General features: G+C 29.2%; 19 protein-coding genes. 1 reads left to right on the forward strand and 18 read right to left on the reverse strand.

Annotation, left to right across the window (positions count from 1 at the left end; translation table 11 throughout):
- Nucleotides 1–332: 332 nt before the first annotated feature.
- The 18 genes from NSA50_RS14475 to NSA50_RS14560 all read right to left on the reverse strand — a co-directional run bounded on the left by NSA50_RS14475 (nucleotide 333) and on the right by NSA50_RS14560 (nucleotide 19,444).
- Complete coding sequence (locus tag NSA50_RS14475) at nucleotides 333–1,229, reverse strand: radical SAM protein (RefSeq protein ID WP_257446117.1); 897 nt, start codon at nucleotides 1,227–1,229, stop codon at nucleotides 333–335.
- Between the two features lie 165 nt (nucleotides 1,230–1,394).
- On the reverse strand, nucleotides 1,395–3,020 hold the full coding sequence (locus tag NSA50_RS14480) for an amidohydrolase (protein ID WP_257446120.1): 1,626 nt from the start codon (nucleotides 3,018–3,020) through the stop codon (nucleotides 1,395–1,397).
- 116 nt (nucleotides 3,021–3,136) lie between these two features.
- Nucleotides 3,137–4,384: an MFS transporter gene (locus tag NSA50_RS14485; RefSeq protein WP_257446122.1), complete on the reverse strand. Its 1,248-nt coding sequence runs from the start codon at nucleotides 4,382–4,384 to the stop codon at nucleotides 3,137–3,139.
- A 745-nt stretch (nucleotides 4,385–5,129) separates the two neighbouring features.
- The gene (gene uvrB / locus NSA50_RS14490) at nucleotides 5,130–7,103 is read right to left on the reverse strand and encodes an excinuclease ABC subunit UvrB (RefSeq protein WP_257446125.1); all 1,974 of its coding nucleotides are present in this window, start codon (nucleotides 7,101–7,103) and stop codon (nucleotides 5,130–5,132) included.
- A gap of 101 nt (nucleotides 7,104–7,204) precedes the next feature.
- On the reverse strand, nucleotides 7,205–8,473 hold the full coding sequence (locus NSA50_RS14495; protein ID WP_195430645.1) for a PDZ domain-containing protein: 1,269 nt from the start codon (nucleotides 8,471–8,473) through the stop codon (nucleotides 7,205–7,207).
- Between the two features lie 11 nt (nucleotides 8,474–8,484).
- Nucleotides 8,485–9,741, reverse strand: a complete 1,257-nt coding sequence (locus NSA50_RS14500; protein ID WP_195264439.1) for a S41 family peptidase — start codon at nucleotides 9,739–9,741, stop codon at nucleotides 8,485–8,487.
- A gap of 138 nt (nucleotides 9,742–9,879) precedes the next feature.
- Nucleotides 9,880–10,770 (reverse strand): permease-like cell division protein FtsX, encoded by an 891-nt coding sequence (ftsX, locus tag NSA50_RS14505; protein WP_195264440.1) that lies wholly within the window; start codon nucleotides 10,768–10,770, stop codon nucleotides 9,880–9,882.
- On the reverse strand, nucleotides 10,760–11,446 hold the full coding sequence (gene ftsE, locus NSA50_RS14510) for a cell division ATP-binding protein FtsE (RefSeq protein ID WP_195264441.1): 687 nt from the start codon (nucleotides 11,444–11,446) through the stop codon (nucleotides 10,760–10,762). The genes ftsX and ftsE overlap by 11 nt, the downstream gene beginning before the upstream one ends.
- Before the next feature lie 152 nt (nucleotides 11,447–11,598).
- The gene (locus tag NSA50_RS14515) at nucleotides 11,599–12,435 is read right to left on the reverse strand and encodes a YitT family protein (RefSeq protein ID WP_195264442.1); all 837 of its coding nucleotides are present in this window, start codon (nucleotides 12,433–12,435) and stop codon (nucleotides 11,599–11,601) included.
- Between the two features lie 46 nt (nucleotides 12,436–12,481).
- Nucleotides 12,482–13,327, reverse strand: a complete 846-nt coding sequence (locus tag NSA50_RS14520) for a YitT family protein (RefSeq protein ID WP_195264443.1) — start codon at nucleotides 13,325–13,327, stop codon at nucleotides 12,482–12,484.
- Nucleotides 13,328–13,563: 236 nt separating this feature from the next.
- Complete coding sequence (locus NSA50_RS14525) at nucleotides 13,564–14,508, reverse strand: transketolase family protein (protein WP_257446148.1); 945 nt, start codon at nucleotides 14,506–14,508, stop codon at nucleotides 13,564–13,566.
- Nucleotides 14,508–15,332 (reverse strand): transketolase, encoded by an 825-nt coding sequence (locus NSA50_RS14530; RefSeq protein ID WP_257446151.1) that lies wholly within the window; start codon nucleotides 15,330–15,332, stop codon nucleotides 14,508–14,510. Before NSA50_RS14530 ends, NSA50_RS14525 begins: the two co-directional genes overlap by 1 nt.
- Nucleotides 15,333–15,583: 251 nt before the next feature.
- Nucleotides 15,584–15,937 (reverse strand): type II toxin-antitoxin system PemK/MazF family toxin, encoded by a 354-nt coding sequence (locus tag NSA50_RS14535; protein WP_035284811.1) that lies wholly within the window; start codon nucleotides 15,935–15,937, stop codon nucleotides 15,584–15,586.
- An 8-nt stretch (nucleotides 15,938–15,945) separates the two neighbouring features.
- On the reverse strand, nucleotides 15,946–16,188 hold the full coding sequence (locus tag NSA50_RS14540; protein ID WP_195264446.1) for a hypothetical protein: 243 nt from the start codon (nucleotides 16,186–16,188) through the stop codon (nucleotides 15,946–15,948).
- A 331-nt stretch (nucleotides 16,189–16,519) separates the two neighbouring features.
- Complete coding sequence (locus NSA50_RS14545) at nucleotides 16,520–17,131, reverse strand: germination lipoprotein GerS-related protein (RefSeq protein WP_195264447.1); 612 nt, start codon at nucleotides 17,129–17,131, stop codon at nucleotides 16,520–16,522.
- 73 nt (nucleotides 17,132–17,204) lie between these two features.
- A complete protein-coding gene (locus NSA50_RS14550) occupies nucleotides 17,205–18,701 on the reverse strand; it encodes an NAD(P)H-hydrate dehydratase (protein WP_257446159.1) in 1,497 nt (498 codons plus the stop codon).
- Nucleotides 18,701–19,069, reverse strand: a complete 369-nt coding sequence (gene acpS, locus NSA50_RS14555) for a holo-ACP synthase (RefSeq protein WP_195264449.1) — start codon at nucleotides 19,067–19,069, stop codon at nucleotides 18,701–18,703. Before acpS ends, NSA50_RS14550 begins: the two co-directional genes overlap by 1 nt.
- 69 nt (nucleotides 19,070–19,138) lie before the next feature.
- A complete protein-coding gene (locus tag NSA50_RS14560; protein WP_195264450.1) occupies nucleotides 19,139–19,444 on the reverse strand; it encodes a DUF6514 family protein in 306 nt (101 codons plus the stop codon).
- A 477-nt stretch (nucleotides 19,445–19,921) separates the two neighbouring features.
- Here NSA50_RS14560 and NSA50_RS14565 point away from each other — a divergent pair, with 477 nt between their 5' ends.
- Entirely contained in the window at nucleotides 19,922–22,555 is a 2,634-nt protein-coding gene (locus NSA50_RS14565) for an FAD-dependent oxidoreductase (protein WP_257446164.1), read from the forward strand.
- The last annotated feature ends 35 nt before the right edge of the window (nucleotides 22,556–22,590 follow it).

Raw genomic sequence — 22,590 nt, forward strand, 5'->3', positions numbered from 1 at the left:
CCCTTCTTATTTTATAACATTAGTTTTTCATTTCTTTTATAAAATTAACCTCGAACAAACGTTCTTTATTATATTCTAAATTTTATTATAATTATTGTCAATTATATAATAAATTATTTATAAAAGCTTTGTTAATTCTGCTCACTAATGCAAATAATCTATTGGTATAGTTTAAAATACTTATTTTTAAGTTTGATTAATAAAACATCATCAAATTTTTTCTCACTTTTAATTCTTCCTTCTTTCATTAATAATGCCTTATTAATTATAAAAATATAAAGTCCTCTTAAAAATTTAATATAAAAAAATTAGAAAAGTGCATTTGCTCTTTTCTAAACTCCTTCAAAATTAAATAATGGAATAAAACTTTCCTTGTCCGTTCCTTCTTCTTGTATAAATCCATTTTCTACCCCAATACTCAGTGCATAATCTATCATTGAATCATAATGTTTTTCATTTAATGATTTATTTAACTCTGGGTAAGCTTTTACGTGCTCAAGAGGTGTGTACTGATTCATAATGCTAATATAAACTTTATTACCATACATGTTATGAATATGTTCTATTATTTTTTTTGAATCAAATAATAATCCTGGCAACATAAGATGCCTTACTATTACACCTTTTTGTATTATTCCTCTTTCATTAAACTTAGCTTCTCCAACTTGGTTTACCATTTCATTAATTGCTTCCTTAGCATATTTAAAATAATCCTTAGCCTTAGAATATCTGATTGAATATTTTGTATCAAAGTATTTCATATCTGGTAAGTACACATCTATATATCCTTTTAATAATTTTATAGTTTCAACTTTTTCATATCCACTACTATTATAAATTATAGGGAGCTTTAGACCACTTTTTCTAGATATACTAATAGCTTCAATGATTTGAGGAACATAATGAGTAGGCGTAACTAAATTTATGTTTAAAGCACCTTTGTTTTGCAACTCTATAAATATTTCTGCTAATCTATCTACAGTTATTTCCTTTCCCCATTCGCATTGACTTATATTATAATTTTGACAAAAGACACATTTTAGTGTGCAATGAGAAAAAAACACAGTTCCAGAACCAACATCTCCAGATATACAGGGTTCTTCCCAATAATGAAGGGCAGCTCTTGCTACCCGTATTTTATCTCCTGCTCCACAAAATCCTCTTTTACCACTTAACCTATTTACACCACAATTCCTAGGACATAATTTACAATTTTCTAGTAATTCCACTAATTATCACTCCAAATACCTTAAAACTTTTTTACTATATAAATCAATAAATGCTAATCCCTCATTGTAATTATAAAAGGCTATAACATTCAGTTTACTTATACTATAAAATAATAAAAGAAGTTCCATCTAATATAGATTAAACTTCTTTTATTATATACAGATCTATTTATTTTTGTAAATTACTTTACCTTCTTTTATTGTTTCTAATATTTTTATGTCTTTTAATTCTTCTTTATTAACTTCTAATGGGTTTCTATCTAAGATTACAAAGTCTGCAACCTTTCCTTCCTCAATAGAACCTTTAGTATCTTCTTCGAAGTATTGATAAGCTCCATTTATTGTAACAGCTTTTATAGCATCCATTACAGGAATTCTTAAATCTTCTCCTAAGACTCTACCACCTAGAGTTTTTCTGTTTACTGCATTATGTATTGCTAACATTTGATTAGGCATTTTTACTGGTGGATCTTGATGTAATGTAAAATTCATTCCTCTGTCTAAAGCTGATTTAGCAGGGCTAATTCTATTAGCTCTTTCAGGTCCAAAAACAGATTCATAGTGATAATCTCCCCAGAAATAAATATGATCTAAGAAGAATGTTGGAAGTATTCCAAGTTCTTTCATTTCATCTAATTGATCTTCTCTTACTGTTTGGCAATGTACCATTACTGGTCTTAAGTCAGTAGTATTTCCTGATAACTCTAAAGCTTTTCTATAGCATCTTATAAATTGATCTGATGCCGCATCACCATTACAGTGAACATTCACTTGTATGTTGTTGTCAATTAAAGTCTTAAAGTAATCTATAACTACATCATCTTCTTGAGTTCCATATCCACAGTAATCTGCATCTTTTCCTGCTGGTACTTCATAATATGGTTTTGTTAACCAAGCAGTTTTTCCTTGTGGAGAACCATCCAACCAAGTTTTTCCTCCTAATAATTTATAATGATTTACATAATTTCTCTTAGGAGTGCCTTCTTTTTTTAATAACTTCATTGTAGTATGTTGAACTGCAAAACCAACAATATCAATTATTAATGCACCTGCTTGAGCAGCACCTTGTAGTAATTGATTCATTCCTTCATCAACACTTGCATCTTGACATGTAGTTATACCAAATGAAGCATATATTTCTTGTGCTTTTTTTAAACAATTCATAAGAGTCTCAAATGATGGTGCTGGAATACATTTTTTCTTTTCTGGATCTAAACAAGCATTTTCTTCTAAAATACCATTTGGTTCCTTGCTTCCTTCAATAGTTCTAACTATACCACCTTCTGGTACTTCGTAATCTTCACCAACATATCCAAAAGCCTCTAAAGCCTTTGAGTTAACTACTGCTATGTGTCCTGATGCATGGCTTATATATATCGGAGTAGTAGTACTTATTTTATCTAAATCGAATTTAGTTGGATGCTCTTCATTTTCATATTTAGTATTATCATAGCCAAATCCAATTAACCATTCGCCTTCTTTTGGAGGATTTTCAGCCATCTTTTTCTTTAATATTTCAATAAATTCTTCTTTAGATTTTGCTCCACTTAAATCAGTTATCATTAAAGTTTGAGCTATTGCAACAATATGACCATGTGGATCAATAAATCCTGGTAACATAGTTTTTCCCTCTAAATCTACTAATTGTGTATTATCATCTTTTAATGATAATATTTCATCTTTAGTTCCAACCTTTTTAACTTGTCGATTTTCTACTAGAACAGCCCCTACTATAGGCATTTTATCATTTACAGTTAAAATTGTTCCATTATAATATATTACTTTTTCCATACTGTTTGCCTCTTTTCCTCTTTTTTCTACAAGCACTACTTTTCAGTTATTACTAAAACATAATCAAAATATTATACTAATCAATTTATGCACACATATATTAAATAAAATTTAATTTATTTTGTATTACTAAACATTTGTTTAGATTTGATAATAGCATATCCATTTAAAGCATATCCTACTAATCCCACAGCTAAGAATATTATAGATGCTGTTGATACTCCTAAGTTAGTAGATGCTACTGTAAATAATAATGGTGATATAGAACTACCTAAAGCATAGAACATACCTACTTTAGCAAATTTTTGTGTACCATCTCTATGTCCAAATACATCAGCAGGCATATATGCTGGACCTGATGTTATTGTAAATACTGTTAATCCTGAGAATATAGGTACTAAGTATCCTAATGCACTAGCTTCTGGCATGAAAATTATTACTAATAATCCTAGTGATACCCCTACACATGATATCATCATTGGCTTAAATGAACCTAATTTATCAAATAATTTTCCTCCACCAACATTACCAATTAAGCAAGCAACTCCATATGCAGATCCAGCCATTGCTACTTGTGAAGCTGAGAATCCTTTAGTAGTTAAAACTGGTATAGCTTGTGTTGCTAAAGTAACTGCTGCAAAACATATAAATAATGCACCTACACAGAATATCCAGAAATATTTATTTTTCATATTTTCTGCATCTGATAAACCTTCATAAGTTACTCTCTTAGCTTTTGAATTAGTAGTAGAAGCTTCTTCTCTTACAATTTCATTTTCTTTAGGGTATCTTATAAATAATAGCGCTAAAGGAATACCTACTATCATAAGTAGTGCACCTAAGATCATATAAGTTTTTTGCCAACCATAATCTCCAAGGAACTTAACAACAATTTGTTGTAGGAATACATTACCGATTGATCCCCCAGCTAAAGCTATTCCTAGTGCAGTACCTCTACCGTTTCCTGGGAACCAATGACTCATCATAATAGGTAATGATAATCCAGTAAATAATAATGTACCAACTTGAGTTACGAATGCACTTGCATTAAACATAAATGCATTTTGTGCAAGTCCGTAAGATGCAAAAGATAAACCAGCAATAATTAAACCTGCTACATAAATATATTTAATTTTAAACTTATCATATAGTTTTGCTAATAAAGGGTTAAATAAAACCGGTATTGTTCCTGAGAAATATAGCATTGTAAATCCTATTTCAGAAATAATTCCTGATTCTGATACTGGAACTTGCATTTGAGCTTGCAAGTTTTGTGATATACAATATGGTATTGCTTGAATTAAAAAGCAAATAAATACAATAAAATATCTTTTATTATTTAAGTTTTTTTTGTTTTGTGTCATCTTTATCCTTCCTTACCTTTCAAATTTTTTCTTGCCGCAACATATTTGTATACTATAAAATAATTACTATGTTATTCCTAGGTTGCTCAAAATTAATTAATATAATTCACATAAAAATTTTGTTATTTATCTTATCTTCTACTTATAAGTAAAACTCTCATTTGCTAAGCAATAATTATTATACATACATTATACTAATTAGTTAAATACTCTTTTTTTATATTATATATAAGTAAAAACATATATATAAATTTCTCCATTTTTATCGATAAAAATGGTCTTATTTTTCCTATTAATGTTAGTATAAAGTAATGGTCACAATTATTAGAACTAAGTAAAATAATAATTAGTTAAGAAAGGATATATCCACTATGAATAAAGGTAGAAGGTTTGATTAAGAATATAAAGATATTATAGTAGAGTTATTTAAGGCTGGGATTAGCTTAGGAAAATTTGCAACAAAAAACTAGATTAAATAATAAAATATATGGATTGTAATAAAATAAACCACAATATTAAGACTATGTGTACCATTTTGGGCATAGCAAGAAGTACAGTTCATAAATCTTTTGATAAAAGTGATTCTAAAAAAATCAACTAGTATCCCATATATTCTTCCAAGTAACAATAAAAATAAGGCTATAAAAATATTATACGACAGTGACTTGGAGCTAATCCAAGTCACTGTCGTATAATATTTATATCCTTCTATTACTAAATTTAACAATTCACATGATAAATACTTTTACTTTTTACCTTTTAAATCATTAATTATGTCACGCAATTCTGCAGCTCTTTCAAACTGTAAGTTCTTAGCTGCTTCCATCATTTCTTCAGTATATTTCTTGATTAATTTCTTCTTATCCTTTTCTGAGACCTTCTTATCACCCTCAGACTTATATTCAACTTTATCTTCTGATACCTTTGTAGCTTCAATAACTTCTCTAACATCTTTAATTATAGTTTGAGGAATAATTCCATGTTCCTCATTATACTTCATTTGTATTTCTCTTCTTCTTTCTGTTTCCTTTATGGCTTTATCCATTGATTTAGTGATATTATCAGCATACATTATTACTTTACTTTCAGAATTTCTTGCAGCTCTACCTATCGTTTGAATTAATGAAGTTTCTGAACGTAAGAAACCTTCTTTATCAGCATCTAATATTGCTACTAATGCAACTTCAGGAATATCTAATCCCTCTCTTAAAAGATTTATCCCAACTAATACATCAAATTCTCCAAGTCTCAGATCTCTTATAATTTTCATTCTTTCTATTGTTTCAATATCTGAATGCATGTATGTAGTTTTTATACCTAAATCTTTTAAATATTTAGTTAAATCCTCTGCCATTCTTTTTGTTAGAGTTGTTATAAGAGTTCTAAATCCCTTTTCTGTAGTCCTCTTAATCTCAGCATATAAATCATCTATTTGACCTTCCACTGGTCTTATTTCTATAACTGGATCTATTAATCCTGTCGGTCTTATGACTTGCTCTGCTATATTAGTTGAATGATCTATTTCATATTGACTTGGAGTTGCACTCACAAAAACCACTTGATTCATTTTATCTTCAAATTCTGTAAATTTTAATGGTCTGTTATCATATGCACATGGCAATCTAAATCCATATTCAACCAATGTATCCTTCCTAGATCTATCACCTGCATACATCGCTCTACATTGTGGTAAAGTAACATGACTCTCATCTATAAACATCAAATAATCATCAGGAAAATAATCAAGTAGTGTCTGAGGTGGAGTTCCCGCAGCCCTACCATCTAGTATTCTTGAATAGTTTTCTATTCCACTACAATATCCCATTTCTCTGATCATTTCTATATCATAATTAGTTCTTTGTCTTAACCTTTGAGCTTCTAATAATTTTTCCTGACTATTAAGTTCTCTTAATCTATCTTCTAATTCATCTTCAATTCTACTTATAGCTTTTTCTAAAACTTCTGGAGAAGTAGCAAAGTGAGATGCCGGAGAAATTGAGACATGATTTCTTTCTCCTAATATGTTTCCAGTTAAAACATCAAACTCCCTAATTCTTTCAATTTCATCTCCAAAAAACTCTACTCTAATTCCTTTGTTAGAAGATGATGCAGGAATTATATCTAAGGAATCTCCTCTAACTCTAAAGCTTCCTCTTGCAAAATCTATATCATTTCTTTCATATTGTATCTCTATAAGCTTTCTCATTATCTCATCTCTATCTCTTTCCATTCCTGTTCTTAAAGAAATAGTTAGCTTTTTGTATTCTTCTGGATTACCTAAACCATATATACAGGACACAGACGCAACTATTATTACATCTCTTCTTTCTAATAAAGCTGATGTAGCTGAATGTCGAAGCTTATCTATTTCATCATTTATAGATGCATCCTTTTCTATAAATGTATCAGTTTGTGGTACATAAGCTTCGGGTTGATAGTAGTCATAGTATGACACAAAGTATTCTACAATATTATTAGGAAAAAATTCTTTAAATTCAGAGCACAATTGAGCTGCTAATGTTTTATTGTGAGCTAGAATAATTGTTGGCTTTTGAACTCTTTGTATTATATTAGCCATTGTATATGTTTTACCTGATCCAGTTACCCCTAATAAAGTCTGACCCCTCTCTCCCCTTTTTATTGAATTTACTATACTTTCTATAGCTTGTGGCTGATCTCCAGTTGGCTTAAATTTTGATTCAATCTTAAATTCTGGCATCTTTTTCACCCCCATAAATTTTATTTATTATGTTTATATTTTATCCTTTATATTTGCCTTATACAATCAATAATAATCTTTTTATTAAATAAAAAGAAAGCTTATCGCTTTCTCTTCATTTGCTCTAATACTTTTTTAAAATCATTATTATCTACACTTAATGTATCATCTACTTTAACCATTTTCGGCACAAGAAGCAATCCTAACCTCTTATTCTTCGGTATTATAGTTAAATCGACTATTTCCCCGGAAATTTTTCTAATTTTAACCGAAACATTTTGGATGCTATCTCTAACTATTTTAAATATTTCTACTTCTGAAACTGTCTTCATATTATTAATTTCTATTATTTTATCCCCTCTTCTTATACCAGCCTCATAAGCAGGTGAAGTTGGTGCTACTTCTAATACAGAAACTCCATCATTATCTGTTACATAAAGATATTTTCCAGCCTCTTCAATTTTATTTTGAATTTTAATCATTATTTCATGACCTAATGGTGCAAATACTATGACAATAATTTGTCCAATTACCCCAAACTGTGAAACTTGTGCTATTAAAGTTAATAAGACTCCGTAAATTAATATTCCAATTCCTGAATAAATAGGCTTTTTGATTTTATCTTTAGTGAATGATACAGAATTATAACCTATAACTCCATATAAAGGTATTGCCCCTATTATAGCAGTACTTAAAATCAATAATGTTTCTGCCCTATTTATTATCGGCCACCAATTTGGAGTATCCACAGCTGATGTTGTAACACTTGAAATACTTCCTGAAAAAGCTATAAATATAGCCACTGGTAAAGCCCAATATCTATTATATGCAAATCCACCTACTATTTTATCGTCTCTATTAGAGAAGACAGGTATAGCACCTCTACTACCATCAAAAATAACTAATAATCCTTCAACTACATGCATAATTCCAACGAATGTCATAAGTGATAATATGTTTACATTGATATATGATTCAGTATTGGTTACATTAGCTAAAATTCCCGATAAAATACTTATTATTCCTAAGACTGCTCCAGAATAAGAAAAACATATAAATCTCTTTTTTATAAATAGTAATAAAATTGATATCATAAACATTATTTCTATCCCAGAATTCTCATTAAATATTATTCCTAAACTACTCATAATTAGACTTACTATAGCCCCACCTATTATCCCTAAAGAAATTTGTGATAAAGTAAGTTCTAAAGGGGAGTTAATACTCTCCCCAATAGTCATCTTCTGCATTATTGTTATTCTTTTGTTCTTTAAATAGAACATTACTCCTAAAACTACTAGCATCACTATGTGCATTGGCTCAATTATGGCATATGCTACTGTTCTTAATGTATATAGTACTAACTCCATCTGTGAGCCTCCTATTTTAACTTATCTTTCATTGCCTCTACTGCTTTATTAAATTGTGGGTCTATACTTCTATCATATTCCTTTGATAAAATTTCTTCTGGAATTGTCACTTCAATATCAGGCTTTATTCCAATCTTGTGTATATTTTCTCCATTAGGAGTATAATATTTTGAAGTTGTTACTTTTAATCCACCATTTCCGTCTTTAAATTCTATTAGCTGTTGAACTACACCTTTACCAAAACTTGTTGTTCCAATTATAGTTCCAGCACCATAATCTCTTAATGCTCCAGTAACTACTTCTGATGCTGATGCACTACCTCCATCTATTAATATTACTAAAGGCACACCTTCTGCTTCTCCACCTATAGATTTTGATTCTTGTTTATTACCGTATTTATCTATAGTATAAGTTACAACTTCTCCTTTTGGTATAAATTGTGAAGCTACGTTAACTGCCTCTCCTAAGAAACCACCTGGATTTCCTCTTAAATCCAGAATAATCCCCTTCATACCTTTACCTTTTAGTTCAACTATCTTTTCTTTAAAGTTCTTTGCTACATCCTCATCAAAAGAAGATATTTGTATATATCCTATATTTTCATCTATTATTTCGCCTCTAACTGAAACTACTTTAATTACATCTCTAACTATTGTTATGTCAAGGTCTTTTGAGTTTGCTCTAGCAACTGTTAATGTTACTGGATTTCCTTGTTCACCTTTTATCATAGATATTGTTTTCTCTACATTTGGTTCTGTTATATCTGTACCATCAACTTTTAATATAACATCTCCACTTTTTAATCCTGCAACTTCTGCAGGTGAACCTTCTATTGGTGCGACAACTGTTACTTTATCGTCTTTAATTCCAAGCTGAGCTCCTATTCCTACAAAATGACCTTCACTTTGCTCTACAAATGACTTATATTCATCTGCATTCATAAATACTGTATATGGATCTTTTAGTGACTGTGTCATACCTTTAATTGCAGCTTCTAAAAGAGAATTATCATCTATTTCTCCATCATATTTTGCAAGAAGTGCATCCCTTACTTGAAACAATAAATCATATTTTTTCACATCTTTGATGTCAGTTAAATCTTTTGCAACATCTTCACTTACATTTTTTAAACTTAATCCATTAAATGCAAATACATTTCCCATATAGAAAAACATTACATTTGAAAATAAAAATATTATAACTATTCCTACTATAATTAGTGGCTTTTTAAATTTATTGCTTCTTCTTCTACTGTTATTATCCTCCATATCCTAATACTTCCTTTCATAAAATTCTCTTAACTTATATATACATTATCTATACTCCTAGATTCCTTTAAATATGTTTTAAGTGGAGATAAACTCCACTTAAATTATATCAATTATTTTCTCTTTTTATTTAATATTTTATACATCTAAGAATTTTCTTAATGCAACTATACTTCCTATAGCTCCAACTATCATCCCACCTAAAAGGAATACCCAAGTTAATGTTCCAAGTACGAACACTGGAGAAACCAATGTAACTAAGAACATATTTGATACTATGTATCCATAAGCCCATTTATATAATACATATAATAATAAGCTTGAAAGTAATGAACCAATTGTCCCAATTATCATCCCTTCAATTATAAATGGCCATCTTATAAACCAGTCAGTAGCTCCTACAAACTTCATTATTCCAACTTCTTTTCTTCTTGAATATACTGTAATTTTTGTTGTATTAGTTATTAGGAATATAGATACCCCTATAAATACAGCAAATAATACTAAACCAGCTACCCTAACCCCACCAACAAATTTGCTTATAGTATTTATCATATCTTGTTGATTTGATATATTTTCTACACCACTCATATCTTTTACAGCATTACTAATACCATTCGCATATTCAGGATCTTCTAGTTTTACTATAAATGAACTTGGAAGTGGATTATTTTGTAAATCATATCCTTGTAATAATCCTGGATTATCTTTTAAGCTTTCTTTAAAATTTATAAAAGCTTCTTCTCTAGATTCGTATATTACTTCTTTAGCTCCTTCTTGTTCATTTAGTTTCATTTCTATTTCTCTTTGATCCAATAACTTTATATCATCTTTTAAGAAAACCTTAATTTCAACCTTTGACGCAACATCTTCTATTGCCTTATTAAAGTTTAACCCTAATAAAGTAAATGTACCAAATATAAAGAATGTTATTAGTACAGTAATCATTGCTGCTATACTTAATGTTCTATTTCTTTTAAGACTTTTTAAAGCGTCTATAAAAAAGTACTTTAATGTATTAATCTTCATTTTCGTACATCCCCCTCTTGGTATCTCTTGCTATACATCCTTTTTCTATAGCAATAACTCTCTTCTTCATATTATCAACTATATCTTTAGCATGAGTTGCCATTAATATGGTTGTACCAGCTCTATTTATATCCTCTAATAAATCCATTATTTCTTTAGCAGTTTCTGGATCTAAATTACCTGTTGGTTCATCACATATCAAAACTGATGGATTATTAACTATTGCCCTTGCTAATGCAACTCTTTGCTGTTCTCCCCCTGATAATTCATTTGGAAACATTTTATACTTATGAGAAAGCCCAACAAGAGATAGTACCATAGGAACCCTCTTTCTAATTTCCTTCTGAGAGGCTTCTACAACTCTCATTGCAAAAGCAACATTTTCATATACATTTAATGTAGGTATCAATCTAAAATCCTGAAAAACCATACCTATCTTTCTTCTATAATAAGGCACTTGCCTTCTTGTTATTGTTGAAAGCTTTTTTCCTGCAACTGTTATATCACCAACTGTTGGATCAGTTTCTTTAATTAACATTTTAATAAAAGTTGATTTCCCTGCTCCTGAAGGTCCAACTAAAAATACAAATTCACCTGACTCTATATTTATATTTACATCTGCTAAAGCCTTAACATTATTATCATATAGCTTAGATACATTCTTAAATTCTATCATTTCACAACACCTCGCATCAGCGTATTATTTTAAAGTTGTTAAACCCATAGCGTTATTATAGCATAACAAAGTCTAAGGAAAAACTTTTTTTATGATTTTATAGCTAAGAAAACTTATATTTATTCAGTTTTCTTCAAAATTTTCATTAATTCTTAATAATCTGCAAAGCCTTTACCTAGTGCTTCCGTTGATTCACTTACCGTTAAGAATGCTTCTGGGTTGTTATTTTTTATAAATTGCTTTAGAGTTATAAATTGCTTTGATGATAATACAGTATACACTACCGTCATATTCTCTTTTGTATATCCACCTTTCCCCACTAATATTGTACATCCTCTATCAATATCATTATTTATAAAATCTACAACTAACTTTTCCTTATTTGTAATTATAAATACTTGCTTAACAGGATTTAATCCAGCGATAAATTTATCAACCAATATTCCTATTAATATTGCACTTAAAAGTCCGAATAACCCCTTTTCTACACCAAATGAATATATAGCCAGCAAAGTTACTGTACAATCAGCTAATAATAATCCTTGCCCTATTGGTAAATGAAAAAACTTATTAATAATTTTAGCTATTATACTAGTTCCACCTGTTGAGGCATCTTGATAAAAAGTAATTGCTGTTCCAAACGCTAATACTGCTGAACCAAACACACAAGCTAAAAACAAATTATCTGTTATTGCTTTTGGCTCAAAAAACGCTTCAAAAAACCACATTATTACTGACATCATTATGGTCGCATATATACTCTTTGCTCCAAAAGATCCCCCAATTAAGAAAAATGCAAGAGCAAATAAAATAAAATTAAATATAAGAACTAATATACTTGGATTAATATCTATTAATTGGTTTATAGCTAAAGCTAAACCTGAAACTCCACCTGCTGCTATATCGAGTGGAAAGAAAAAATATTCTAGTCCAAAAGCAACTATTGCTACTCCTATTGTAGATAAAATATATTCTTTTAATTTTTTCATACGTCCTGTCCTTCTCCTCCTAAATAAATAGTCCCATCCTCAACTATTATTGTATATTTTTAAAACCTTCTCCCATAACCTCATGAACTTCACCAACTGTTATGAATGCTTTTTCATCTACTTTTCCTATGTATTGCTTCAATTTTATAAACTCGCTTCTTCCTAAAACTGCATATAAAACGTAAATATCTTTTTCTGTAAAGCCACCAACACCTTTTAAATATGTGCATCCTCTTTCTAAGTCATTCATTATAAACTTTGCAATATCTTTATGCTTACTACTTATAATCGTTACTTCTTTACATGCATGGAATCCTTCAATCACCTTATCAATTGCAATTCCATTAATTATTACTGAAAGAAGTCCATATAACCCTATATTTATACCAAAAGTAATAGCCCCCAATAAGGTTACTATAAAATCTACAGCTAATAAAGACTTACCTATATCAATGTGAAAAAATTTATTTAGTATCTTAGCTATTGTATCTGTACCTCCAGTTGATGCATTAGCATTAAATACTATAGCCATACCTATTGCAGTAATTAAAGTTCCAAATATTGAAGCTAACATTAAATCATTTGTTATAGCTTGAGGATTAAAGAATTTTTCAATTATAGTCATCATTCCCGCTAAACTAAAACTTGAAACTATAGTCTTTACTCCAAAATTTTTTCCAAGAAAAATAAACCCAACAACAAACAACAACAAATCCATAATAAATACTAAAGGCCCAGTTGATATAGCTGGTATATAATAATTTATTACTATTGCAAGACCTGTTAGCCCCCCTGCTGCAATATTGTTAGGTATAAAGAAATATTCTAAAGATAGTGCAACTAAGAATACCCCTAGCAATATTAATACATATTCTTTTATTTTATCATTCATATATATCCCCCTTTCTTAGAGAATTTTTATTATTTTTCCTCATTTTATTATTTTCTATCCAAACCTTATATTAATATTTTCTTACAATAATTAAATAAACTTCATTTACTATTATATTACTAATTTTATTAATTGTAATTTAAAATTTAAAATAAAAAGCTGTAGATAATTCTACAGCTTTAGTGGTAAATATAGCTATTTTTAGTGATCTATTTTAAATTATTATAGTAAGCTTATTATTTTTTTAAAGAAATTGCTTTTTTAGCTTTTTCTGCAACATTAGTAGCTGTCAATCCATATTTCTCTAATAATTGGTTTGGCAATCCACTTTCTCCAAATACATCATTTACTCCAACCTTTAATACTGGTACTGGAATTTCTTCTGTTATTATTTCTGATACTGCTGAGCCAAGACCTCCAATTATGCTATGCTCTTCAACAGTAACTATAGCACCTGTTTCTTTTGCAGCCTTAACTAATATTTCTCTATCTATAGGCTTTAATGTATGAATATTCACTACCCTTGCATTAATTCCTTCTTTTTTTAATTCTTCCTTTGCTTCTAATGCAACATCTACCATTATTCCTGTTGCAACTATTGTCACGTCATTTCCTTCAGTTAATGTTACACCTTTTCCTATTTTAAATTCATAAGTTTTTTCATCATTTATAACATTCACTGCTGCTCTTCCCAATCTAACATAACATGGCCCATCATATTCTGAAATTGCCTTAATAGCTGCTTCAGTTTCTACAGCATCTGCAGGGCATATTACAGTCATATTAGGAATACTTCTCATTAAAGCTAAATCTTCTATAGCTTGATGAGATGCCCCGTCTTCTCCTACTGTTAATCCAGCATGAGTTGCACATATTTTAACATTTAACTTTGGGTAACAAATAGAGTTTCTAATTTGCTCAAATGCTCTTCCTGCTGCAAACATAGCAAAAGTGCTCACATAAGGTACTTTACCACAAGTAGACAAACCTGCAGCAACTCCCATCATATTTCCTTCTGCTATTCCCATATTAAAAAATCTTTCTTCGCAAACAGCTTTAAAATCTGCAGTTTTTGTAGATTTCGAAAGATCTGCATCTAAAACTACTATATTTTCATTTACGTTTGCTAATGATGCTAACGCTTTTCCATAAGCTTCTCTTGTTGCAATCTTCTTACTCATTAATTGTTACCTCCAATTTCTGCTAGTGCTTGCTCACATTGTTCTTTACTTGGTGCTGTTCCATGCCATGCTGCTTGATTCTCCATAAATGAAACACCTTTTCCTTTTATTGTCTTACATACAACTACAGTTGGCTTCCCTTTGCAATTTTTAGCTTTTTCTATTGCATTAAGTATTTCATCTATATCATGACCATCTATAACCAAAACATTCCAACCAAAAGCTTCGAACTTTTTATCTATTGGTGAAGGATTCATAACTTTTGTTATATCTCCATCTATTTGTAATCCATTAAAATCAATAAATGCAGTTAAATTATCTAACTTGTAATGAGCTGCTGACATAGCAGCTTCCCAAACTTGACCTTCCTCAAGCTCTCCATCGCCTAAAAGTGTATAAACTCTATAATTTTTATTATCTATCTTTCCGGCTAAAGACATTCCTACAGCTACTGAAATACCTTGACCTAATGATCCAGTAGACATATCTACTCCAGGTAAGCATTTCATACTTGGGTGTCCTTGTAATCTTGATCCAATCTTTCTTAAAGTATTTAACTCCTCAACAGGAAAATATCCTCTTCTCGCCAATACACTATATAAAACAGGAGCTGCATGACCTTTAGATAAAACAAATCTATCTCTTTCTGCATCCTTAGGATTTTTCGGATCTATGTTCATTTCTCCAAAAAATAATGTAGTTAGTATATCTGCCGCTGATAATGAACCACCTGGATGCCCTGAACATGATTCTGTCAACATTGAAACTATATCTCCACGTACAGTTTTAGCTAATGACCTTAATTCTTCAACATTTTTAATCATTTTATATCCTCCTAAGATTTTAATTTACCTGTAACTATATTGTGCTATATTTTCTAAAATTATTTTAGCATAATATAATTCTTTTGTATATACTATTTATTCTATTTTTTATAGGAAGATATATATTTTCGCTAAAAGTGATATACTATTGCCATATAGTATATCACTTTATTCTTTTTTATATAAAAATAAAAGAAACCCATTGTGGGTTCCTTAAGTATTTAATATACTCTTTTATAATAAATAAAACTTTATGCAAGATTTAAACTAATTAATAAAGCTTTATTAACTTTTTTCATGTCAGCATCTGTCATATGCCCTATTTTTTCTTTTAATCTTTTTTTATCCAAAGTCCTTACCTGCTCTAATAAAACAACAGAATCTCTATTTAATCCATATTCTTCTGAAGAAATTTCAACATGAGTAGGTAACTTTGCCTTATTAATCTGTGATGTTATAGCTGCTACTATAACTGTTGGACTATACTTATTACCTATATCATTTTGAATTATTATAACTGGTCTAATTCCACCTTGCTCTGAACCAATAACAGGACTTAAATCTGCATAAAAAATATCCCCTCTTTTTACTACCATAGTCGTCATTAGAAATATCACACTCCGCAAAGCCAGTTCTCATATTCATTAATATCTGCACATCCGCACTCGAAAGGAAGTTGTGAAAGCTCCAAATTAATTTTTGCCATCTCTTCATAGCCAGCTTTCATTAATTTTAAAAATTCCATATTAAATTGATTTTCATTATATTCTATTAAATTACATTCAATAAATTGACTATTTTTTTTAATTTTAACTGCATTTTTTATAAAATGTAGGTTTTTAACATTTTTAGACATAATTTGCCTCCAGGTAGTAAAAATCTATGTATGAATAAATTATATTGCAAATTATGTCACTTTGTCAAAACTTATGTTTCACTTTTTTTGATTAATTTTCTATTTTTATATTTTTTTGTATTTTTATAGCTTATTAAAAGAGAAATATTATATTTATATTATACTTATTATTTTCTTCCCTTTTTTATATTTGTTTGATTTTTATCTACCTGGCTTTTTATTTTTTCTTAATGTGAAAACTATTTTTTATACTTATGTACTCCATTTTCTTTAACTTCTTAACGTGTACTAATATCAAATTTAAATATTGAACTGGTTATTTTTATTTTATTTACTCTAGCAATCCGCTTTCTAATTGCTTTAATTTTTCAAAATCTCTATATACAATTCTTATTCTGTCTTTTCCATCCTTATCATAAATAATAGCTCCTATTGGAGTTTTTTCTTGTTTATCAATAAAAATTTTAATTTTATCTAAATGATCATTTTTTAAAAACACTTCACATGTAAACTCTATATAAGCTGTATCTCCCCATTCTTCTTGTCCCTCTTTAATTCCATTTTCATCGATGGGATATGATAATAATTTATTTAAAAAGGCTAATGAATGTATCTCATCCATATCATCTTCCATAGCATATTCTTTATTTGAAATACTATCTTTCACTATAACTTTATTATCTTTATATATTTTTGATCTATCTTCCCCAAAATCAATTCTTCCACCAATATCTTTTAAATAATATTGTGTAGTTTCCTCTCTCTCTTCTCCTCTAGCATTTTTCACTATATATTCTACTCTTGTACTATAGCATTCTATTTCTTTTAATGATTTTATTATCTCCTCATTAGTTGGTTCTGCTGTAGCTCTAAATAATATTACTAAAATAATTGATATAAAAGGTATACATACCATAAGTATTAATAATAATTTCTTTTTCATAAATCCTCCTAAAGCTTTACTATTTATAATTACTAATATTAGCTTTAATCAGATTTTATTCATACTTTAATCCTTAACCAACTATATAATTCATAACTTTAGATATATTTTCTATAACTTCAGATGCTACTGTACAATATTTTTCATGAGATGCAAATTCTCCTGCTAATCCATGTATATATGTGCCAAGTAAGGCTGAATTTATAAGTGAATGTCTCTGCCCTATTAAGGCTGAAATAATTCCAGTTAGACAATCCCCCATCCCCCCTGAAGCCATCTTACTATTACCTGAATTATTTATGTAAACATCATTACCATCTGTGATTACAGTATTATATCCCTTCAATACAACTATAATCTCATTTTCCTTTGCATATCTCTTAGCTACCTCTATTCTATTATCCTCAACAAAAGATATAGATTTCCCTATAATCCTTGCCATTTCTCCCGGATGTGGAGTAAATATCGCTTTCCCCTTTAAAACATTCATAATATTCTTATCTCTTGACATTAATTGAAGTGCACCTACATCAACTACGAAAAACTTATCCCCATAACTCCCTATATCACTCAATATATCCTTATATACTTTTTCTTCAGTCATGCCAGGGCCAATTGCAATTACATCAGAATCATTCAATATTTTTTTTACCTTATCAACCTCCTCTATATCTAAAGTCATCGCTTCAATCAACTTACAACTTAATTTATCTTGTACATATTTTGAAGATACTAAAGTTGTTAACCCAGCTCCTGATTTAACGCATGATTCAGTAACTATATATGCTGCTCCTGTATATCCCTTACTACCTGCTAAAATCGCAATTTTTCCGTACTTTCCTTTATGACCATATAAACTTCTCTTTTTCAATAACTTTGAATATTGATCCCTATTTAAAATAAATATATTTTCCGAATTCACTCTCTTTACATACTCTGGGATACCTATATTTAATACATTAAGTTCCCCTAAATAACTTAATGCTTTATATTCAATAAATCCCCTTTTTACCACTTCAAATGTATAAGTTATATCAGCTTCTATAGATGCTCCCATTATCTCCCCACTATCTGCATTTAACCCTGAAGGAACATCAATACTAACTTTCATATCAGAACATTCATTTATAATATTAATTAATTTTATATAAAAAGAATCTAAATTTCTGTTTAATCCTACTCCAAAAATACAATCTATCGTGATGTTGTAATTACTAATTATAGGTATTAAACTTTTAATATCTTCATCAGTAGATACATAAGTAATATTAGTAGTAATTTGTTTTAAAATATTTAGATTAATAGAAAAATCCTTAGAATATTTGCTATTTCTACTTATAATAACTACATGAACATCTTTGTTATTTAAAATTAATTTTCTTGCAATGGCCAATCCATCCCCACCATTATTTCCGTTTCCACAAAAAACAATAAATTTTCCCCTTAAATTAATCACCTTATTTACTACTTCATTTGCTGCATTTTCCATGAGAACTATGCTTGGTATACCAATCTCATCTATAGTATATTTATCTACTTTTTTACATTTATTTGTTGACATTATATACATTATGATTCCTCCAAAATAGCAAAAGCTATTGCTGATGTATTATTATGTGATATTGATAAATTCAATTTATATTCTTTTCCTATTAATTTATCTATATTATCACTTAAAAATACTACTGGTTTCCCTAACTCATCTCTTAAAACCTCTATTTCTCTTAACGAGAACCCCCTTATGCCTGTGCCAAATGATTTGCTTATTGCTTCTTTAGCTGCGAAATTTCCTGCAATTACTTCTGCCCTCATGTTTCTTTCTTTAAACATTTCTATTTCTTTATTTGTAAATACCCTTTCTAAAAAACCATTTGTCTTTTCTACAGCTCTTTCTATTCTATTTATTTCAATTATATCCGTTCCTATTCCAATTATCATAAAAATCACCTCTAATTATATTTTACTATAAATATTAGATTTTATATGATTTTTACTGTTACTTTAAAATTACAAATTAAAATCTGATACATATTCATCAACATATTCTCCTAATATGTCAACAAGGTGTATTGGAGATACTTGATTATCATGTATCAAACTAAGAAGATCTTTAACTTTTTCTTCTATATTTGAAATCTTCTTAATTTCATCCCTTTCTATATTTATTACATTTCCTTCTATTAAATCTTGCCTTTCCGCTTCTATACCAAAAGCTTGTCCACCATAAAAATCCTCACTTATCATCCTATAAGCATATCTACTTTCTTTTTCTTCACTTTTTATAACATTATACAAGCTATCAACAATATACATTTCATTTCCCCCTTCATAAGCTACTAAATAGAACAATTAACTATTACATTAAAAACATAACATAGATAATATCAAAACAATGTCAAACATTGTTTGTCGTGTTTGCAAAATATTCCTCTAAATTTTTACATTATTTTCTCAACAATTTTAAAATATCCACAATTTATTAAGTTAAATAAAATATTTGTCTAAAAATATCGTTTATCGTTTGTCGAATTTGGTCTTTTCCCATTATTCGGTTTATCTAATTTATAGTTATATTGCTGATTTAGTAATAATATTAGCTTATTATTGTTAAAATATATTTAATGCTAGTATTTAAATATAAAAAAAATATTTTATATAATGTAAGAATATAAAATGTAAATTTATAATAAATATTTTAAATAGTTATTGATATTGTTAATAATTAGACATATAATAATTTTTGTGATAGTTATTATTATATAATATTAATTTTAAGGCAGGTGTTGATTTATGAAATCTTTAGAGCTTAAAAAGGATATACACTGGGTTGGAGCTCTTGACCCAAATTTGAGAATTTTTGATATTATTATGTACACACCTTATGGAACAAGCTATAACTCATACGTAGTTAAAGGTAGTGAAAAGACTGCTGTATTTGAAACTGTAAAGGCTGAGTTTTTTGATGAATATATAGAAAGATTAAGAGATTTAGATATAGATATTTCTAATATTGACTATATTGTCGTTGACCATACAGAGCCTGATCATGCTGGATCAGTTGCTAAGTTGTTAGAAATTTCACCAAATGCTAAAGTAGTAGGTTCCGCTCCCGCAATTAAATTCATGAAAAAAATTGCAAATAGAGATTTTGAATCTATAACAGTTGGAGATGGAGATACTTTAAGTTTAGGAAATAAAACTTTACAATTTATTTCAGCTCCATTCCTACATTGGCCAGATTCAATCTACACTTATGTTCCTGAAGATGAAATTTTAATAACTTGTGATTCATTTGGATCTCACTATTCATCCGAAGCAATAATAAATAGTAAAGTTGAAAATAAAGATCATTATATGGAAGCACTAAAATACTACTTCGATTGTATTTTTGGACCATATAAGCCATATGTATTAAAAGCTATTAATAAAATTGAAAACTTAAAAATTGATATGATTTTACCAGGACATGGTCCAGTTCTAGTTGAGGAACCAATGAAAATAGTTGAAACTTATAGAGAGTGGAGTACTCCTGCAAGTCCAGCTGAAGATGGAAAGAAAATTGTTACAATCCCTTATGTTTCAGCATATGGCTACACTGAAACATTAGCTAAAGAAATAGCTAAAGGTATAGAAGCTGCTGGAAATATTGAAGTTAGATTATTCAACGTTATACATCATGAAATGGGTGATATAATTAACAGTATAGGAGAATCTGACGGATTATTATGCGGTTCACCTACTATAGTTGGTGAATTACTTGAGCCAATTCGTGATATACTTTCAAAATTAAATCCAATTGTTCACGGTGGAAAATTAGCCGCTGCATTTGGATCATACGGTTGGAGTGGCGAAGCTATCCCTAGGATGGAAGCAAGATTTAAAGAATTAAATATGAAACTTTATGGACCTAGCCTAAAAATAAATTTCAAACCATCAGATGATGAATTAAAAGAAGCTTATGATTTCGGATTAGGATTTGGAGAAATTATTGTAGGTAAGAAGACTTTTACACCTATGACAAAGACTAAAACAACTGTAGAAGAAATTCCTACAGAAGGTGGCCTAAAGCTATGGAAATGCGTAATTTGCGGAGAAATCTTCGAATCTGAAACAGTTCCTGAAATTTGTCCTGTATGCGGAGCTGGAAGCGATCAATTTATTGAAATTAATAGGGAAGAAACAAATTACTCAATTGATACAGAAGAGACCTACGTAATCATAGGTAATGGTGCTGCAGGGTTCTATGCTGCGAAAGCTATAAAAGAAAGAAATTCTAGTGCTATTATTAAGCTTATATCAAATGAACCAGAACATTCATATGTTAGAACTCAACTTTCTGATTTAATAACAGAAGAAATTGATGATACTTTCTATCTTGCAAAAGAGAATTGGTATAAAGAAAATAATATAATTGAAATTCTTGGAGCTAATGTAGATAGCATAGATAAAGAAACAAAAACAATAAAATTAGATAATAAACAAGGAATTCGTTATGATAAACTAGTTTTAGCAAACGGTAGCTACAACTTTGTTCCTCCAACTAAAGTTAAATTAAATGATTCAGACGTAGAAATAAATTCTTGGACTTATACTACTATTAAGGGAATTCATACAATCAAAAAACTATCTGATGTAGAAAACCTAAAAAATGAATTACCAAATTCAAAAAATGTTGTTGTTATTGGTGGTGGATTATTAGGATTAGAAGCTGCTTGGGAGATTCAAAAACGTGATATTAATGTTACAGTAGTTGAGTTAGCAGAAAGAATGCTTCCTCGTCAATTAGACACAGAAGGCTCTAATTTATTTGAAAGCTTAGTTAATAAAACTTCAGTCAATGTACTATTAGGAGAAGCTGTTGATTTCATAAATGCAGATGAAACTGGAGTTAAATCAATTCAACTAAAGAGTGGAAAGATAATTGATGTAGATACTATTATATACTCAGTTGGAGTTAGATCTAATATCTTCTTAGCTCAACCTGTAGGAATTGAATGTAATAGAGGTATTGTTGTAGACCAATATATGCAAACAAACGTAGAAGATATTTATGCTTGTGGTGATGTAGCTGAACTAGATGGAGTTTATTATGGAAACTGGCCAGCTGCAATAGAGATGGGAAAAGTTGCTGGTGCTAATGCTACTGGTGATAATATTAAATTCGAAAAATTTGTTTCATCAACAGTCTTTGCAGCAATGAATACTCAAATATTCTCTGCTGGAACTATAAACTTCGATGATCCTACTTTAGAAAAAATAGGTTATGTTGATAATGCTAATAATAAATATTCGAAACTATTCTTTGCTAACAATAAACTTGTAGGCGGAATACTAATTGGTGATATATCTTCTTCAGTTAAAATAATAAATGGAATTCAAAATGAAGAAGATAAGTCAACTGTATTAAGTAAAGGTACAATATAAATTTTAATTTGAAGTACCATACTAAATGTAAAAGG

Origin of the sequence: Clostridium mucosae, from assembly GCF_024622765.1 — a bacterium.
Taxonomy (GTDB): domain Bacteria; phylum Bacillota; class Clostridia; order Clostridiales; family Clostridiaceae; genus Clostridium.

Excerpts from the sequence above, each read along its gene's own strand:
- NSA50_RS14560 (WP_195264450.1), bottom strand. The coding sequence starts at position 19,444 with ATGTATATTGTTGATAGCTTGTATAATGTTATAAAAAGTGAAGAAAAA.
- acpS (WP_195264449.1), bottom strand. The coding sequence starts at position 19,069 with ATGATAATTGGAATAGGAACGGATATAATTGAAATAAATAGAATAGAA.
- NSA50_RS14535 (WP_035284811.1), bottom strand. The coding sequence starts at position 15,937 with ATGACGACTATGGTAGTAAAAAGAGGGGATATTTTTTATGCAGATTTA.
- NSA50_RS14565 (WP_257446164.1), top strand. The coding sequence starts at position 19,922 with ATGAAATCTTTAGAGCTTAAAAAGGATATACACTGGGTTGGAGCTCTT.
- NSA50_RS14530 (WP_257446151.1), bottom strand. The coding sequence starts at position 15,332 with ATGATTAAAAATGTTGAAGAATTAAGGTCATTAGCTAAAACTGTACGT.
- NSA50_RS14515 (WP_195264442.1), bottom strand. The coding sequence starts at position 12,435 with ATGAAAAAATTAAAAGAATATATTTTATCTACAATAGGAGTAGCAATA.
- NSA50_RS14485 (WP_257446122.1), bottom strand. The coding sequence starts at position 4,384 with ATGACACAAAACAAAAAAAACTTAAATAATAAAAGATATTTTATTGTA.
- ftsE (WP_195264441.1), bottom strand. The coding sequence starts at position 11,446 with ATGATAGAATTTAAGAATGTATCTAAGCTATATGATAATAATGTTAAG.
- ftsX (WP_195264440.1), bottom strand. The coding sequence starts at position 10,770 with ATGAAGATTAATACATTAAAGTACTTTTTTATAGACGCTTTAAAAAGT.
- NSA50_RS14520 (WP_195264443.1), bottom strand. The coding sequence starts at position 13,327 with ATGAATGATAAAATAAAAGAATATGTATTAATATTGCTAGGGGTATTC.
- NSA50_RS14540 (WP_195264446.1), bottom strand. The coding sequence starts at position 16,188 with ATGTCTAAAAATGTTAAAAACCTACATTTTATAAAAAATGCAGTTAAA.
- NSA50_RS14480 (WP_257446120.1), bottom strand. The coding sequence starts at position 3,020 with ATGGAAAAAGTAATATATTATAATGGAACAATTTTAACTGTAAATGAT.
- NSA50_RS14525 (WP_257446148.1), bottom strand. The coding sequence starts at position 14,508 with ATGAGTAAGAAGATTGCAACAAGAGAAGCTTATGGAAAAGCGTTAGCA.
- NSA50_RS14550 (WP_257446159.1), bottom strand. The coding sequence starts at position 18,701 with ATGTATATAATGTCAACAAATAAATGTAAAAAAGTAGATAAATATACT.
- NSA50_RS14495 (WP_195430645.1), bottom strand. The coding sequence starts at position 8,473 with ATGGAGTTAGTACTATATACATTAAGAACAGTAGCATATGCCATAATT.
- uvrB (WP_257446125.1), bottom strand. The coding sequence starts at position 7,103 with ATGCCAGAATTTAAGATTGAATCAAAATTTAAGCCAACTGGAGATCAG.
- NSA50_RS14545 (WP_195264447.1), bottom strand. The coding sequence starts at position 17,131 with ATGAAAAAGAAATTATTATTAATACTTATGGTATGTATACCTTTTATA.
- NSA50_RS14500 (WP_195264439.1), bottom strand. The coding sequence starts at position 9,741 with ATGGAGGATAATAACAGTAGAAGAAGAAGCAATAAATTTAAAAAGCCA.